Annotated in this window: 13 protein-coding genes; 8 read left to right on the plus strand and 5 right to left on the minus strand. The window is 68.5% G+C overall.

Annotated elements, in window-relative coordinates; genetic code table 11:
* Positions 1-31 precede the first annotated feature (31 nt).
* Both G6N16_RS03195 and G6N16_RS03200 read left to right on the plus strand, forming a co-directional pair.
* The gene (locus G6N16_RS03195; RefSeq protein WP_083031830.1) at positions 32-646 is read left to right on the plus strand and encodes a TetR/AcrR family transcriptional regulator; all 615 of its coding nucleotides are present in this window, start codon (positions 32-34) and stop codon (positions 644-646) included.
* Positions 647-712: 66 nt separating this feature from the next.
* On the plus strand, positions 713-1,867 hold the full coding sequence (locus tag G6N16_RS03200) for an acyl-CoA dehydrogenase family protein (protein WP_083031819.1): 1,155 nt from the start codon (positions 713-715) through the stop codon (positions 1,865-1,867).
* On the opposite strand, the gene G6N16_RS03205 is transcribed toward G6N16_RS03200, so the two are convergent.
* Positions 1,864-2,574 (minus strand): DUF427 domain-containing protein, encoded by a 711-nt coding sequence (locus tag G6N16_RS03205; protein ID WP_083031818.1) that lies wholly within the window; start codon positions 2,572-2,574, stop codon positions 1,864-1,866. The genes G6N16_RS03200 and G6N16_RS03205 overlap by 4 nt on opposite strands.
* A gap of 33 nt (positions 2,575-2,607) precedes the next feature.
* Positions 2,608-3,867, minus strand: coding sequence for a sulfotransferase family protein (locus G6N16_RS03210; protein ID WP_083031816.1), 1,260 nt, complete (start codon positions 3,865-3,867; stop codon positions 2,608-2,610).
* A gap of 76 nt (positions 3,868-3,943) precedes the next feature.
* Here G6N16_RS03210 and G6N16_RS03215 point away from each other — a divergent pair, with 76 nt between their 5' ends.
* Both G6N16_RS03215 and hrpA read left to right on the plus strand, forming a co-directional pair.
* Positions 3,944-5,053 (plus strand): DUF1214 domain-containing protein, encoded by a 1,110-nt coding sequence (locus G6N16_RS03215; protein ID WP_083031815.1) that lies wholly within the window; start codon positions 3,944-3,946, stop codon positions 5,051-5,053.
* Between the two features lie 31 nt (positions 5,054-5,084).
* Complete coding sequence (gene hrpA, locus G6N16_RS21700; protein ID WP_234805904.1) at positions 5,085-9,143, plus strand: ATP-dependent RNA helicase HrpA; 4,059 nt, start codon at positions 5,085-5,087, stop codon at positions 9,141-9,143.
* 30 nt (positions 9,144-9,173) lie between these two features.
* On the opposite strand, the gene G6N16_RS03225 is transcribed toward hrpA, so the two are convergent.
* Positions 9,174-9,833, minus strand: coding sequence for a TetR/AcrR family transcriptional regulator (locus tag G6N16_RS03225; protein ID WP_083031813.1), 660 nt, complete (start codon positions 9,831-9,833; stop codon positions 9,174-9,176).
* Between the two features lie 233 nt (positions 9,834-10,066).
* On the opposite strand from G6N16_RS03225, the gene G6N16_RS03230 reads away from it, so the two are divergent.
* Positions 10,067-10,852: a spirocyclase AveC family protein gene (locus tag G6N16_RS03230; protein ID WP_083031812.1), complete on the plus strand. Its 786-nt coding sequence runs from the start codon at positions 10,067-10,069 to the stop codon at positions 10,850-10,852.
* Positions 10,853-10,953: 101 nt separating this feature from the next.
* Positions 10,954-12,066 (plus strand): cytochrome P450, encoded by a 1,113-nt coding sequence (locus G6N16_RS03235; RefSeq protein ID WP_083031827.1) that lies wholly within the window; start codon positions 10,954-10,956, stop codon positions 12,064-12,066.
* Here G6N16_RS03235 and G6N16_RS03240 read toward each other — a convergent pair.
* On the minus strand, positions 12,063-13,310 hold the full coding sequence (locus G6N16_RS03240) for a serine hydrolase (RefSeq protein WP_179961236.1): 1,248 nt from the start codon (positions 13,308-13,310) through the stop codon (positions 12,063-12,065). The two genes, G6N16_RS03235 and G6N16_RS03240, sit on opposite strands and share 4 nt — an antisense overlap.
* A 124-nt stretch (positions 13,311-13,434) precedes the next feature.
* Here G6N16_RS03240 and G6N16_RS03245 point away from each other — a divergent pair, with 124 nt between their 5' ends.
* A complete protein-coding gene (locus tag G6N16_RS03245; RefSeq protein ID WP_083031826.1) occupies positions 13,435-14,361 on the plus strand; it encodes an LLM class F420-dependent oxidoreductase in 927 nt (308 codons plus the stop codon).
* Positions 14,358-15,518 (plus strand): phosphotransferase, encoded by a 1,161-nt coding sequence (locus tag G6N16_RS03250; protein ID WP_083031809.1) that lies wholly within the window; start codon positions 14,358-14,360, stop codon positions 15,516-15,518. Before G6N16_RS03245 ends, G6N16_RS03250 begins: the two co-directional genes overlap by 4 nt.
* Here G6N16_RS03250 and G6N16_RS03255 read toward each other — a convergent pair.
* Positions 15,505-16,053 (minus strand): TetR/AcrR family transcriptional regulator, encoded by a 549-nt coding sequence (locus G6N16_RS03255; RefSeq protein ID WP_234805903.1) that lies wholly within the window; start codon positions 16,051-16,053, stop codon positions 15,505-15,507. The two genes, G6N16_RS03250 and G6N16_RS03255, sit on opposite strands and share 14 nt — an antisense overlap.
* Between the last annotated feature and the right edge of the window lie 151 nt (positions 16,054-16,204).

Here is a 16,204-nt window from a genome sequence, read left to right on the forward strand (position 1 = left end):
GTTCATGTTCGTCGTGTGTCACGATGGTCACATGGCCGTCTCCGCAGAACTCCGGCGCCGCCAGCCGGTCCAGGAGCGCAGCCGCAAACGTGTCGAGCGCATCCTGGCGTCGGCCCTGAATCTGCTGAACGCCGGCGGCGCCGACGCCGTGACCACCCGCGCGATCGCCTCGGCGGCGGGAATTCCGGTGGCGACCGTCTACCAGTTCTTTCCGAATCGGGAGGCCATCCTGGTGGAGCTGCTGGAGGCGTTCCTGGCCCGCCGCGACGTCGCGGGTCTGGCGCTTCTCGCCGAGCTGACACCGGCGACCCTCGACGAGGTGTTCGGCGAAATCTGCCGGTTCCACCGCGACGGACTGGCGGAGCACCCGCACATGGCCGACCTGTACTACACGTATCGGGCGAACGGGATGGTGCCCGATGCGCGGGATCTGCGGGCGGCATTCGCGAAGTATCTGCATTCCCGGCTGACGGAGTGGGGTCTCATCGACGCGGCGGTGCCGCGCACGGCCCTGCAGTTCGCCGTCGAGCTGGGCGATCACATCATCGAGCTCGCGCACCATTCCGGCCCCGACGCCGCTCGCATCCTGGACGAGGGAGTGCGCGCCATAACCAGCTACCTGCGCAGCTACGACGCTCCCGACTAACGACGTGCGTTACGTTTATGTGCGAAGATGTCACGGTGTGGCAGGGTGTCGCGAACGGAGTGCGTCATGGATTTTTCCCGGGTGGAACTCTCGGACGACGACGCCGCCTTCCAGCGTGACCTGAGGGCCTTCCTCGCCAAGATCGTCACCGACGAGGTGATCGAACGCGACCGCGTCACCGGGGAGAACTTCGACGAGGCGGTGCACCTGGCGCTGGGCGCCGCGGGCTACCTCGCCGCCGACTACCGCAGCGAGGACGACGGGGGCTTCACCCCGGTGCGCCGCCGGATCTGGCAACTGGAGCTGGGCCGCTCGCGGGCCCCGTGGTTCCACTCGGGCACCACGTTCATGGCCGCCCGCACGGTGGAGGCCTTCGCCGATTCCGACCTGCGCGAGCAGGTGCTGCCCGGGGTGCTCACCGGCGAGATCCGGATCTGTCTGGGCTATACCGAGCCCGAGGGCGGCTCCGACGTGGCGACCTGCAAGACCCGGGCGGTGCGCGACGGCGACGAGTGGATCATCAACGGCGCCAAGATGTTCACCTCCAACGCGCAGAACGCGCGGTACGTCTTCCTGCTGACCAACACCGACCCGTCGGCACCGAAACACCGCAGCCTCACCATGTTCCTGGTGCCGCTGGACACCGACGGCGTGGAGATCCAGCCGATCCGCACCGTCGACGGAGACCGCACCAACATCGTCTACTACAGCGACGTCCGCGTTCCCGACTCCTACCGGATCGGCGGCGTCAACGACGGCTGGACCGTCATGCGGCACGCGCTGGACGCCGAACACGGTGTGGTAGAAGCTGATTCGGCCGGACTGCAGAAGATCGCGGTGATGTCCGAACACGCCACCCTGCTGGCCGAGGCGCTCGACGCCACCGCCGCGGTCGTCGACGTCGACGACGACTCGATCGCCTACCGGCTCGGCCGGGACACGGCGCGCACCGAGGCCGCACTGAGCACCCCGGACATGTACGGCCGGGTGGCCAACGCGACCGCACTGCGCGAGGTCGCGCCGGACCTGATGGAACTGTTGGGCGCCACCGCGGTACTGCCGACCGGGACGCCCGGCGCCGCCGACGACGGTCGCAGCGAATACGTCTTCCGGCTGGCGGGGCCGATGGGTATATACGGTGGAACCCTGGAGGTATTCCGCAATATGATCGCCCAGCACGCGCTGGGGCTGCCGCGCCCGACCTACACCGGACGGTCCTAGACCGCGCAGCCGCAGTCGCCGGAAGGCCCTGCACTGCCCGGTAGTTCGGCCAGCACCTCGGCGCGGTCGGCGTCGAAACTGAAGAACCCGGCGATCGCCTGACTTTCCGGCAGTACGTCGTGGTAGCTCCACGCCACGTCGGGAACCAGCACGTCGCCGATCATCGCCGACCAGTAGGTCGCGTATCCCTTGTAATTGCAGTAAGAGGTGGTGTCCGAGCGGCGCAGCAGATCGGTGCGCACATGCTCGGGCGCCACGTACAGCCGCGGATCCAGTGCGGTCTCGAACAGGATCACGGTGTCGGTGGTGTCGACCAGTGTCTGGCCCCCGACGCTGACCCGCAGGCCGCGGTTGGTGGGCCGGCAGTCCACCCGGTGATAGGGGTTGGGCGGGTAATGCACCAGCACCCGGCCTTCCTCCAGCCAGGTGTCGACACCGTCCCACGGCACCCGGACGTAGCCGGGCGCCAACGGTTCCGGCTCACCCGGCAGATCGCCGACGATGTCGGCGGGAAACAGGTAGCTCAGCGGCCGGCCGGCCTGATGTGCCATCAGCGCGGCCTCGGTGTCGATCACCGTCGCACCGGCCTTGATTGCCTGAACCCGCCGGGGATGCGGTTCGATGTAAACCAGCCCGTCGGGCACGGGCTTCGAAAACCAGCCGGCCCGATCCGGGCCCAGCGGCCCGCGTCCGAACACCAGGGTCATCGTCGTAACTCCTTGTCAGGCAAACATATTGGATCAGACATTCACGAAACGCTCGACATACGGCGAGAACCGGGCGCGCAGCTCCTCGCGGTCCAGACCAAGATCGGCCGGCCGGTAGTCCACGCTGCCGAGCCGCCCACGGGTATGACCGGCCAGATAGTCGGCCACGGCCCGCCTCGACCGGGCATCGGGGGAGTAGCCGGCGACATCCCAAACCCGCTGCACCATCGCCAGATCGTCGGCCATGAACTCGTCGAACCGGACATCGATGGTGCGTTCTGCGGGCAGCTTGTCGTGATCGCGCAGGCAGGCCGACAGCATTTCGTCGATGCGGCCGATCCAGTACGAGGCGACGGTCTGGACGTCGACCACGTCGACACTCATCCGCATCGTGTAGGTCATCATCGTCGCCATCGACACCGACACGTCGACGGGATCGCGGTGGGTGATGATCATCGTCGCGTCCGGGAAGACGTTCATGATCGGCACGAACTGTTCCAGGTGCTGCGGGCTTTTCAGCACCCAGCGCCGCGGCACCCCGCCGTCCTGGTGGGCCAGCACCTGCAGCATCATCCGCAGGAACTGGTAGCCCGGCGTCTGGTCGTGGTCGCGCAGATAGTCCGACCAGCGCGGCAGGTGCGTCAGCGTGGTAAAGAAGCCGCTGGCGAAGTCCTGCACCATCAGACCGATGTCCTCGTGGATGTGGTCGGTGGTCATCTCGTGCATGAGCTGGAAGTACGGCATCAGCGTGTTGGAGATGTTCAGCGCCTCGCCGGTGCGCCGGCGCCGCGGTTCGATGGTGCCCTCCTCGCCCGGCGGCGGCAGCGGCTCCTGGGCTTCCCAGTACGGCAGTGCCCGCAGAGCGGGATCGGCGGCCAGCATGCTGTGCAGGTGCGTGGTTCCGGTGCGCGGCAGCCCGGCGATGATCATCGGTGCGGCGATGTCGATGTCGAAGATCTCCGGGTGCCGTTTGAGGTGGTCGATGACCCGCAGCCGGCCCTTGAGGAAGGTCAGCATCAACGAGAACGCATAGGTCCGGCCGAATGCGGTGAAGTGCGGGATCTCCTCGAATGCCTGCAGCAGCAACGACATTCGCTCGCGGTAGTCCTGTTCACCGAAGTCGGTCAGGCCGGTCTGCGCGGTCGCGGCCTCGTGCAGGCCGTCGGCGGTGAGCGGACAGTAGTCGGCCATGGCGGCCATCCCGTCGATGATCGCCTGGGCCTCGGGGGAAAACCGTGGGCGGGCCAGATCGTCGATGTGTACGCGGGCGGCCGGAGCTGCGGATGAACTCACCGGTCGGACGCTACGCGCGGGCCCCCAACTTTACAAGTATTGATGATCTGTAACGCCGGGCCACTATCATGGCGGCATGCCCGACACCGAGAGTGCACAGGCCTGGCGGGAACTACTGTCCGCATTCGCCGACCTCGACCAGAACTTCCTCGCCGGGCCCAAGGAGGTGCGCGGACAGACCGCCGTCGCCGAGGGCTACCGCAACCTCGCGACCATCCTCGGCGTCGCCCTGGACATGAATCTGTTCGCCGACCCGGTGGCGCCGCGATTCATCGACAACCTCACCCCGACGCGCCCCGACCGGCGCTGGGGCGGGGACAACACCGACTGCTACTACAGCTACGCAGTCATCGATCCCCGTCGTACCTACCGGGTCAGTGGCACCCCGGGCGACAGCGCCATGTACTCGGTCACCGTCTACAACGAACCCGAACCGGGCGCCTGGCCCAACAAGACCGTCGGCCTGCTGTACGACACCGATATGCTGCCCGGCGACGACGGCAGGTTCTCCTGCCTGCTCGGCCCCCGCCGCCCCGACGGCTACGACGGCCCGTTCATCGAGCTGAGCGCGGACGCCCACGGCGTGCTCACCCGCGACTACCACCGGTTCCCGGCCGAGGAGGCCCGGGTGGACTGGCACATCGAGGTCGTCGACCACGCCGGGCTCGACGTCGTGCCCGACCACACCGATGCGGGCGTGGCCCGGTCGCTGCGGGCGGCGTTGCGCTTCGCCCAGGACGTCTACGCGCTGACCCCGCTGATCCTGGCCGGCCAGAACTTCCTGGCCCCGCCGTATCGGGCCGGCGATGCCACCCACGGCTACTCGATGGCCGACGCCTGCTACTGCTTGGGAGGGTTCAACCTCGAACCCGGCCAGGCCGCGGTGATCACCGTTCGACACCCGCGGTCGCGGTTCTGGAACTTCACCCTGTGGAACCAGTACATGGCGGCGCTGGACGTGGAATACGGCCGCGGCGGAATCAATATCGGCACCGCCGTACCCAACAGCGACGGCAGCGTCACCATCGTCATCGCCCGCGAACAGCTCGAGCACCCCAACGCCCTGTCCACCAAGGACCACACCGAGGGCCTCATGTCGTTCCGCTGGTTCCACGCCGACGAGCTCCCCGACCAACCCACCCTGGACGTCGTCGCGATCGCCGATGCACCCCGCACCGTGAGCTGACCGGCCGGAATCGCCCACTACCCTGGTGACGGTGTCCGAATCGTCGCGCCGGGAGATCCGCGTCCTGCGGGATCGCCTGGACACGCTGACCCTGGCGGACGCCGCCCGGCTCGGGCGACGGCTGCGCGGCCTGCGCGACCCCGGCCCGCAACAGCTGGAACGCCTCACCGAAGCGTTCGTCACCGCCGAGGCCCGCATCGCCGCCCGGCTGGCCGCGATGCCGACCATCAACTACCCGGAGCTGCCGGTCAGCGAATTCCGCGACGAGATCGCCGCCGCGATCACCGCCCACCAGGTCGTGGTGGTCGCCGGCGAGACCGGATCCGGCAAGACCACCCAGCTGCCGAAGATCTGCCTGGAGGCAGGTCGGGGGATTCGCGGCACCATCGGCCACACTCAGCCGCGGCGCCTGGCCGCCCGCACCGTCGCGCAACGGATCGCCGACGAACTCGGCGCCCCGTTGGGTGGGGCTGTCGGCTACACCGTCCGATTCACCGACCAGGCCAGCGACGCCACCCTGATCAAGCTGATGACCGACGGCATCCTGCTCGCCGAGATCCAGCGCGACCCCCGGCTGCTGCGCTACGACACCCTCATTCTCGACGAGGCTCACGAACGCAGCCTCAACATCGACTTCCTGCTCGGCTACCTGCGCGATCTCCTCCCGCGCCGCCCCGACCTGAAGGTGATCGTCACCTCCGCGACCATCGAGCCGGCCCGGTTCGCCGCGCACTTCGCCGACTCGGCCGGGACTCCGGCCCCGATCATCGAGGTCTCCGGACGCAGCTACCCGGTGGAAATCCGTTACCGTCCACTGGAAGTCGAAATCCCCGCCGCCGCGACGGGCGCCGAAGACGATGTTGATGATCCCGACGGGGAAATCGTGCGCACCGTGCTGCGCGACCAGACCGAAGCGATCATCGACGCCGTCGTCGAGCTGGAAGCCGAACCGGCCGGTGACGTCCTGGTGTTCCTCTCCGGTGAACGCGAAATTCGCGACACCGCAGAGGCATTGAACGCCGCGCTGGCCGACCGGGTATTCGGCGTCGAGGTGCTGCCGCTCTATGCCCGGCTGCCCACCGCCGAACAGCAACGGGTTTTCGCGCCGCACACCAACCGACGGGTGGTGCTGGCGACCAACGTCGCCGAGACCTCGCTCACCGTGCCGGGCATCCGCTACGTCGTCGATCCCGGCACCGCCCGGATCTCGCGCTACAGCCGCCGAACCAAGGTGCAGCGGCTGCCGATCGAACCGATCTCGCAGGCCTCCGCCGCGCAGCGAGCCGGCCGCGCCGGCCGCACCGCCCCCGGGGTGTGCATCCGGCTCTACGCGCAAGACGACTTCGACGTCCGCCCGCGCTATACCGACCCCGAGATCCTGCGCACCAACCTGGCCGCCGTCACTTTGCAGATGGCCGCCCTGCGGCTGGGAAACATCGCCGATTTCGGTTTCCTCGACCCGCCGGACCCGCGCGCCATCCGAGACGGCGTGGCACTGCTGGTCGAACTCGGCGCCTTCGACGACGCCGGGACGATCACCGAGCTGGGCCGGCAGCTTGCCCGGCTGCCCGTCGACCCCCGGCTGGGCCGGATGATCCTGGCCGCCGACGCCGAGGGCTGCCTGGACGAGGTGCTGGTGATCGCCGCGGTGCTGGCGATCCCCGACCCGCGGGAGCGGCCCACCGGCGCCGAGGAGGCCGCGCGTGCCAAACACGCCCGCTTTGCCGACCCGAACTCCGACTTCCTGGCGTTCCTCAACCTGTGGGACTATCTCGGCGAGCAACGAAACCAGCGCTCCGGCAGCTCGTTTCGGCGGATGTGCCGGGATGACTACCTGCACTACCTGCGGATCCGGGAGTGGCAGGACCTGGTCGGCCAGTTGCGCAGCATCAGTCGTGACGTGGGGCTGGGCGGTTCGGCGAGGCTCAGCGGAGTGGACGGGAGCGTAGCGAGTGGCCGCGGAGCCGAGGGGAAGCCGGGACCGCCCACAAATAAACAGGGCGGTTCGGCGAGGCGCAGCAGCGCCACCGAACAACCGGCCGACCGCATTCACGCCGCGCTGCTGGCCGGGTTGCTCTCCCACATCGGGACGCTGCCCGAACGCAGCCGCGACGGCCGCCGGGACTCGCGTGAATACCTGGGCGCCCGCAACGCCAAATTCACCCTGGTGCCCGGATCGACACTGGCCAAACGCCCGCCAGCCTGGGTGATGGTCGCCGAACTGGTGGAGACTTCCCGGCTCTACGGCCGCATCGCCGCCCGGGTGAACCCCGACGCCGTCGAACGCGCCGCCGGGCACCTGGTCACCCGCAGCTATTCCGAACCGCACTGGGATGCCGAGCGCGGCGCGGTGATGGCTTATGAGCGTGTGCTGCTCTACGGCCTGACGCTGGTGGCCCGCCGCCGGATCTCCTATGCCCCCGTCGATCCGGTACTGGCCCGGGAGATATTCATCCGCGCCGCCCTGGTCGACGGGCAGTGGCAGACCCGGCACCACTTCTTCGCCGACAACACCGCATTGCGCGCCGAACTCGCCGAGATCGAGGAACGCTCCCGGCGCCGCGACCTGCTCGCCGAAGACGACGAGGTGTACGCCTTCTACGACGCCCGGGTGCCGGCCGAGATCGTCTCCACCCGGACCTTCGACGGCTGGTGGCGCAAACAACGCCACGCCACCCCGGACCTGCTCACCATGACCCGAGCCGACCTGCTTCGCACCGAGGTCGACGACGCCCACCCGGACAGCTGGCACTCCGACGGCCTGGATCTGCCGCTGAGCTACCGGTTCGAACCCGGCGCCACCGACGACGGCGTCACCGTGCACGTACCGGTCGCCGTGCTGGCGCGCCTCGGCGGCGAGCAATTCGCCTGGGCGGTACCGGCATTGCGCCAGGAACTCATCGTCGCCCTGCTCAAGTCCCTGCCCAAGGACCTGCGCCGAAACTTCGTTCCGGTCCCCGACACCGCCCGCATACTGCTGGATACCCTGGACCCCGGCACCGGCTCGCTGCCCGACGCCCTGGCCGCCGAACTACGCCGGCGCAGCGGCGTTTCCGTCACCGCCGAGGACTTCGACCCGGAGAAGATCCCCACGCACCTGCGGCTGACGTTCGCCGTCCAAGGGGCCGACGGGACCGAGGTCGCCCGCGGCAAGGACCTCGCCGAACTGCAGCACCAACTGGCCGCATCGACCCGGACCGCGGTCACCGAAGCCGTCGACCACGGACTGACCCGCACCGGCCTGCGCGACTGGCCCGAGGATCTCGACGAACTGCCCACCGTCGTCGAAACCGAGCGGGACGGACACACCGTGCGCGGCTACCCGGCGCTGGTCGACGACGGCGACGCCGGAGTATCCGTCGCGGTATTCGCCACCGCCGCCGAGGCGGCGAGCAACCAGAAACCGGGCCTGCGGCGGCTACTGCGGCTGTCGACCCCCTCGCCGGTCAAGGCCGTCGAACGCGGCCTGGCCCCCGGACCCCGGCTGATGCTCGGCAACAACCCCGACGGGTCGGCGGGCGCCCTGATCGAGGACTGCGCGGACGCCGCCGTCGACACCCTGGTCACCGCGCCGGTGCGCACCCGCGCCGAATTCGCCGCCGCCCGCATGACCGTCGCCGACCACCTGGTCGCGCGCACCACCGACCTCCTGGGCCGCGTCACCGCCGTCCTCACCGCCGCCCACCAGGTTGCCGTCGCGATCCCCGACGCGCCTAGTGCCGGCCAGCGTGCCGCGATCGCGGATATCCGCTCACAACGCGACCGGCTGCTGCCGCCGGGATTCGTCACCGCCACCGGTGCGGCACGGCTGCCGGATCTGACCCGCTACCTGACCGCCATCGTGCGCCGACTCGAGCGGCTAGCGCAGGCGCCGAGCGCCGACACCGAACGAATGACCCGGGTGCACGCCGTCGAGGACGCTTATGACGAACTGTGCCAACGACTCTCGCCGCAGCGGCGGGACTCCGACGCGGTTCGGGCCATCGGCTGGCAGATCGAGGAGCTTCGGGTCAGCCTGTGGGCGCAGCAACTCGGCACCCCGCGCCCGGTCAGTGAGCAGCGCATCTACAAGGCCATCGACGCCATCTGATGGATCACCCGCCCTAGCTCCGTTGGGAGCTCAGTCCTGCCGGTGCAGGAAGCCGTGCAGGGTGGCCGCCACCAGCTCGTCGACCATGGCCTCCCGCGGTGGGGGCTGGTCGCCGAAGAAGGTGGACCGCAGGGCGACCATCCCGACGATCGTCGCCACCACCGAATGGGCGGGCAGATCCGTTTGGTCGGAACGTATTCCGCGCAAGCTCATGCCCTCGCCGCTGATCCGGCCGAGCAGGCTCAGGGACCGGCGGATGTCGGTGATGCCGGTGCTCTCCAACTCCTCGTCGCCGAGCCCGTCGGCTGCGACCAGGGTGAGCAGCAGGCCCTTGTGGTCGACGAGCACGTCGTAGAGACGACCGACGAACTGGCGGGCCAGCTCCTTTTCGTCGGTTTCCTCGGGGACCACCGCGGCCCAGGTGGCGCCGAACTCGTCGATGAAATCGGTGAACGGCAGCACCAGCGCTTCCCGGAACAGCCCCGCCTTGGCACCGAAGTGCCGGAACAGCAGGTACTCGGCGACCCCGGCGGCTTCGGCGACCTCGCGGGTGGTGACCGCTCGGTAGTCGCGGCGGCCGAACAGCTCACGGGCCGCGCCGAGCAGCAGTTTGCGTGCCTCGCCGGGCGGCCGGCGGGTCGCCGGCTTGGCGCCGGTGGGCCGCTTCCCGGTCGAACTTCCCTGGGGCACGGTTCATCACTTTCTCCGCCGCGGTGTGCGGTCGCATGTTCACGATAGGCGCATCCTTGACCCGCCCCGATTAATAGTGTCCACTATTACGTGGTGAACGGCCCGGTTTAGGAGGCGGCGGTGGGTGCAATCGTCATGCTCGGCACACTGTTCGGACTGATAGCGCTGATTGCGGCGCTGGTGTGCTACTTCGATCCGGAGGCGCGCGGCGCCGCGGCCCCGGAGGGTGACCGGTGAACGTCAGCACGCAGTTCCTGGTCACCTCCGGTGTGGCCTGGGCGTACATCAGCGGTGTGGTGTTCCTGTCCATCGGGATCTACCTGAGTTACCGGCGCGGCCGCCTGCATCCCCTGCTGCTGCTGTCCATCTCGGCGATCTCCTTCTCCTGGATCGAGGCGCCCTACGACTGGGCGATGTACGCCCAGTTCCCGCCGGAACTGCCGCGCATGCCGTCGTGGTGGCCGCTGAACATGACCTGGGGAGGGCTGCCCTCGTCCGTCCCGATCGGCTACATCGGTTACTTCGTGCTGCCGGCCGTGATCGGCGCGGCACTCGGCCGCCGAGCAGCCCGCCGTTTCGGGTGGCGACGACCGCAGACCCTGCTGGCCGTCGGGTTCACCGTCGGCTTCTGCTGGGCGTTCGTCTTCAACGCGATGATCGGCGCCCGGCTGGGACTGTTCCACTACGGCTACGTGATCCCCGGACTGGCGATCGCGGAAGGAACGACACACCAGTACCCGATCTACGACTCCGTCGCCATGGGCGTGCAGATGATGACGTTCACCTACCTGCTCGGACGCACCGATGAGCAGGGCCGCAACGTGATCGACATGCTGGCCGACCGGCTGTCGAAGACCCGGCTGCAGTCGGCGCTGATCTCGATCGCCTCGGTCATCGTCATCGGAAACGTCCTCTACCTGGCGGTGTTTGCACCGCATCTGCTGGCTAAGGAGAAGGGCTGGGCCACGGTCGGGCCCACCGAGCAGTACTATCCCGGCGTCCCCAACCAGCCCCGGTGACGAAAGACGATGGTGCCGTGACGATTCCGACCGAAGATCGCCTCTACTATGACCCCTTCGACTACGACATCGACGACAACCCCTACCCGGTGTGGCAGCGCATGCGGGCCGAGGCGCCGCTGTACTACAACGAGAAGTACAACTTCTACGCACTGAGCCGCTACGACGACGTCGCGACCGCGTTGCCGGACTGGCACACCTACCGTTCGGGACACGGCACCACCGCCGACATCCTGTTCAGCGGACTGGAGGTGCCGCCGGGAATCCTGCTCTGGGAGGACCCGCCGATGCACGATCTGCACCGACGGCTGCTGTCGCGGGTCTTCACCCCGCGGCGGATGCTCGCCGTCGAGGGCCTGGTCCGCGAATTGTGCGTTCGCGCACTGGATCCGCTGCGCGACGCCGACGGGTTTGACTTCGTCGCCGACCTCGGGGCGATCATGCCGATGCGCACCATCGGCTATCTCCTGGGTATCCCCGAGGGAGAACAGGAACACATCCGGGCCACCACCGACGAGAAGATCGCGGTCGGGGAGGCCGGGGGTGACGTCAGCGCAGCGATCTTCGTCGAGTCCCTCGCGCTGTTCGCCGACTACATCGACTGGCGGGCCACCCACCCCTCCGACGACCTGATGACCGACCTCTTGGGCGCCGAAATCGAGGAACCCGATGGCACCCGCCGACGGCTGGACCGTACCGAAGTACTCGCCTACACCGCGATGATCGCCGGGGCGGGCGGTGAAACCACCGCCCGGCTCATCGGATTCCTGGGGGAGCTCCTCGGCGGCCACCCCGACCAGCGACGCGAACTCGTCGACGCCCCGTCGCTGATCCCCTCGGCCGTCGAAGAGGCACTGCGCTACGAGCCCCCGTCACCGGTGCAGGGGCGCTACGTCGCCGACGATGTGCAGCTGTACGGACGGACTGTCGCGGAGGGGTCCTACATGTTGCTGCTCAACGGATCCGCCAACCGCGACGAATCCAAGTACGAAAACCCCGACCGCTTCGACATCCACCGTCAAGGCGGTCATCTGAGCTTCGGCCAGGGTATCCACTTCTGCCTGGGTGCGGCGCTGGCCCGGATGGAGGCGCGCGTCGCAGTGGAAGAGGTGCTCAAGCGCTGGACTGACTGGCAGGTCGACTACGACAACGCCGCCCGGGCACGGACCTCCAGCGTGCGGGGCTGGTCCCGACTACCGGTGAAAACCGGCTAACGAATCGGGGCCAACTCGGCCGAAATCGAGTTCAATACCGCGGGATAGAGCTTCGGCTCCGGATTGCTTCCGGGCTTTCCGCTGCTCACGATCGCCGCCGACAGCCGGCGCGCCGGATCAACCCACACCGCGATGTCGACCAGGCCGGTGTGCCCGAACGCGGCGGCGGTATCCCGGCCAAACGGACCGAAACGCTTGTCGCCCAACATGTACCCGGTGCCCCAGGCCATCGGTTTCCCGCCGGTGGCCATATCCGGGCGCAGTCGCCGGCTCGGCGCGACGGCAGCGGCCAGGGTCTGCGCACCGATCACCCGGACGCCTTCGAGCTCACCGCCGCGGCGCAGCACCTCGGCGAACCGGGACAGCTCGGCGGCGTTGGACACCGTCGTCGACGACGGGACGACGCTGGTCAGGAACAACGGCGTGTTGGTCAGCGGGATCGTCTCGTACAGGGTGCCGCCGATGGCCTTGCGGAACGCGGCCGCCATCGGCGCGGGCAGCGGCTTTCCGGTCGCGTAGCTCGGCGCCACCAGCGCGACGTCGTCGTCGGAGACGCCGAAGTTGGTCCACCGGAAACCCAGCGGGTCGAGAATCTCGGTGGCGGTGATGTCGCGGATGCTGCGACCGGTGGCGGCGGCCACGATCTCCCGGATCAGCGGCCCCCAGGTCAACCCGTGGTACATGTGCAGCAGGCCCGGCGGATACAACGGCCGCATCGCGGCGAGCTGCTCGCGGGTGTACTCGCTGTCGCCGACCCGTTTCACATCCGGGCGGGGACCGAAGAAGAACGGCACCCCGGCGCTGTGGGTCAGCACGTGACGGATGGTGGTGCGGCCCTTGCCGTGGCGGCCGTAGTGCGGCAGATAGTCGGTGACCAGGTCGTCGAGGGAGAAGTAGCCCTGCTCGACCAGCATGTGCACGACTGTGCCGGCGACGAACTTAGCCGCCGAATACACGCAGAATGGGGTGTCGGGGGTGGACAGGACCTTTTCGGCATCGGGGTCGTCGGACGGGCCGTTGCCCCAGCCGTGCCCGATCGACCGGTTCAGGATCACCTCGCCGTCGCGGCGCAGACACACCTGGATCGCCGGGTGCATGCCGCCGCGGTACCAATCGCGCACCGAATCCCAGATCCGCTCGACGGCGGCGCGGTCGCCGGGTCCGGCGCTCTCGGCGCCGAGGGTGCTCACCTCGTCGAGGTCCGCGGGAACCCGGATCCGCCCGTCGTTGTCCATGGCGGTCAGCGTACGGGGCGCGTACGCAGACGACGTTCCAGGAATTTCGCGTGAGCATCGCCGGAATGTAAGCTACATTACATATCTGTTCTTAGTTGTAATGTCAGCGAGAGGCAACAGCGTGGTCCAACCGGTGCGGTTCGCCGTGACATATCCGATCGTCGCCCACCCGGCGAATCCTGAGCTGCTCACCGGGGCATCGGTCGGTGCCGTCGCTGAGGCGCTGGAAGCGGCCGGCTTCGGATCCCTGGGATTCACCGACCACCCGGCGCCCACCCAGCGCTGGCTCGACGCGGGCGGCCACGACAGTCTCGACCCGTTCTCCGCGATGGGCTTCGCCGCCGCGCGCACCTCGACCCTGCGGCTCATCCCGAACATTGTGGTACTGCCCTACTACAGCCCGTTCACGGTGGCCAAGGCCGGCGCGACGCTGGACCGGCTGTCCGGCGGACGTTTCGTCCTCTCGGTCGGGGTCGGCTACCTCAAACGCGAATTCGCCGCATTGGGAGTCGATTTCGATACCCGGGCGCAACGCTTCGACGAGGCGCTGGCCGTCATCCGGGCGATCTGGACCGGTGACGACGTGACGGTGACCGGCGAACATTTCAACGCCTCCGGCATCACCGCGCACCCGCGGCCGGTCAGTGCGCCGCACCCTCCGATCTGGATCGGCGGTAACACCGGAAGTGCCCGCCGCCGCGTCGCCGAGTACGGCGAGGGCTGGGCACCGTTCCCTGCGCCACCCGGACTGGCCAAGACGGCCGGGACCGCCGCACTCGATTCCCTGGACGCGCTGCGCGCCGGTATCGCGGACCTGCGCCGCCGCTTCGACATCGCCGGGCGGGACTTCACCGGCACCGACGTCAGCTTCACCAACTTCGCTGGCGGGCGGCCCGGCGAACCGGACTTCGACGCCGACGCCTACTTGGCCGGTGTCGACGAGTTGGCCGCCGCGGGAGTGACCTGGATCCAGGTGTCGCTGCCCGGCGACAATCTCGGCCGACTACTGGACACCATCGGCGAATTCGGCGAGCGGATCATCACCCGCGCGGGAGGATGAGTTTGGACGTCGCGAAGCAGATTGGCCCGGCCTATCGACTGGGCGCGCACCTGGCCCACGGCATCGCGCGGGTCGGGGTGGACGCCGCGCTGGGCGCCCGTCGCTCCTTCCCGCGCGCGGTCGCCGACCTGGACGCCGCGTGCCTGTCGGCGGTGCTCGGGAAAGAAGTCGAGTCGGTCACCGTGCTCGACGGCGCCGACGGCACGTCCACCCGGGCGCGGTTATGGCTGACCGGCCCGGACGTGCCCCAGACGGTCTTCGTCAAGATGCCCGCGGCCACCGCGGCCACTCGGATGCTCGGCGAGCTCGCCCGGCTCGCCGAGACCGAATGCCGCTTCTACCGCAATCTCGCCGAGGAGCTGGGTGACGGCGTGCCGGTCAGCCACGGCAGTGCCTTCGACGAGTTGACCGGGCGCTACGTCGTCGTCCTTGAGGACATGACCGTCTCCGAGTGTGTCTTTCCCGATACCCTGCACCCGCTGAGCGCCGACCAGATGGCCGGGCTGATGCAGACCCTGGCGAACCTGCACGGCACCTTCTGGAGCCGGATGCCGGCACAGCCCGGCGGACCCGGGCCGCTGGGCTGGCTGTGGCCGCCGTCGAGCGACCCGGCCAATCCGCTGACCCCGATGCTGATGCGCAAGTCCGCCGAAAAGCTGTCGCAGCGCACCGACATCGACGTCTACCGCGGCCGATACCTGTGGGAGAACCTCCAGCGGATCGTCACGTTCAACGACCGCGGGCCGCACGTGGTGCTGCACGGGGATTCGCACCCGGGAAACACCTTCCTCCGCAACGGCGTTGCGGGACTGCTGGATTGGCAGGTGGTCCGCCGCGGTCACCCGTCGCGCGATCTGGCCTACACCCTGGTGCTCGGCATGACACCGGAGGACCGCCGCGAACATCAGCAGGAGCTACTGGATGTGTACCGGGATGCGTTGCCCGCCAACGGTGGACCGCAGCTGGATCGCGACGAGTTGTTCAACCGCTACCGGCAGGGGATGGTCTATTCATTCGTCTCGGCACTGACGACGGCGGGCCTGGGTGGCATGCAGACGGAGAACATCGCGCTGGAAGGACTGCGACGGTCGGTGGCGGCGATGGAGGACCTGGCGACCGTCGCCTCGCTGAGCGCCGAAATGTCTAGCCAGCTTTGATCCCGACGGCGTGCCGCAGCTGGGCCAGGAACTGGTCGGGGTCGTCGCTGCGAACCACGTAGTGTGACACCGCCACCCGGGTCGCGGTCGCCGCCGCGATGGCCGCGTCCGGGCCCGACATCAACCGCTCCAAACGGTCCCGCATGATCGGCAGCACCTCGGCGATCCGGGCGATCACCAGTTCGGGCTCGATGTCGATCATCCGCACCCCGGAGTAGGACTGCTGGAACTCGACGATGAATTTCAGTGCGGCATCGAGACGTTCGGACCCGCGCAGTCCGGCCGTCGCATTGGCGATGCCGCTTTCGAACAGGTCGCGTTCATAGCGGGTAAACGCGTCGATCAGTTCTTCCTTGGATGCGAACCAGCGGTACAGGGTGGGGCGTGACACTCCCGCCTCCTGGGCCACATCCGACAGGCTGAGCTTGCTCATTCCGTTGCGGCTCATGACCTCGGCGGTGGCATCCAGAATCCGACGGCTGGTGTGTACCGATGAAGGATCGGCGCCGGGCCGGCCGCCCCCGGGCTTCGCCACGGCATGCGGCTGCGTACCGACTCCGCCCCGCTTTTTTGCTGTCACCAGCCACCGACCTTCATTTAGCCCCGTCCCGCTTGCCGACCTGATGGTAGCTGGCATGTGTTCGAGCCGGGTCTGGAGCCGGTCGAATTCGCCGCGGAATCATTCG

Source organism: Mycolicibacterium insubricum, assembly GCF_010731615.1.
In the GTDB taxonomy this organism is placed as follows: Bacteria; Actinomycetota; Actinomycetes; order Mycobacteriales; family Mycobacteriaceae; genus Mycobacterium; species Mycobacterium insubricum.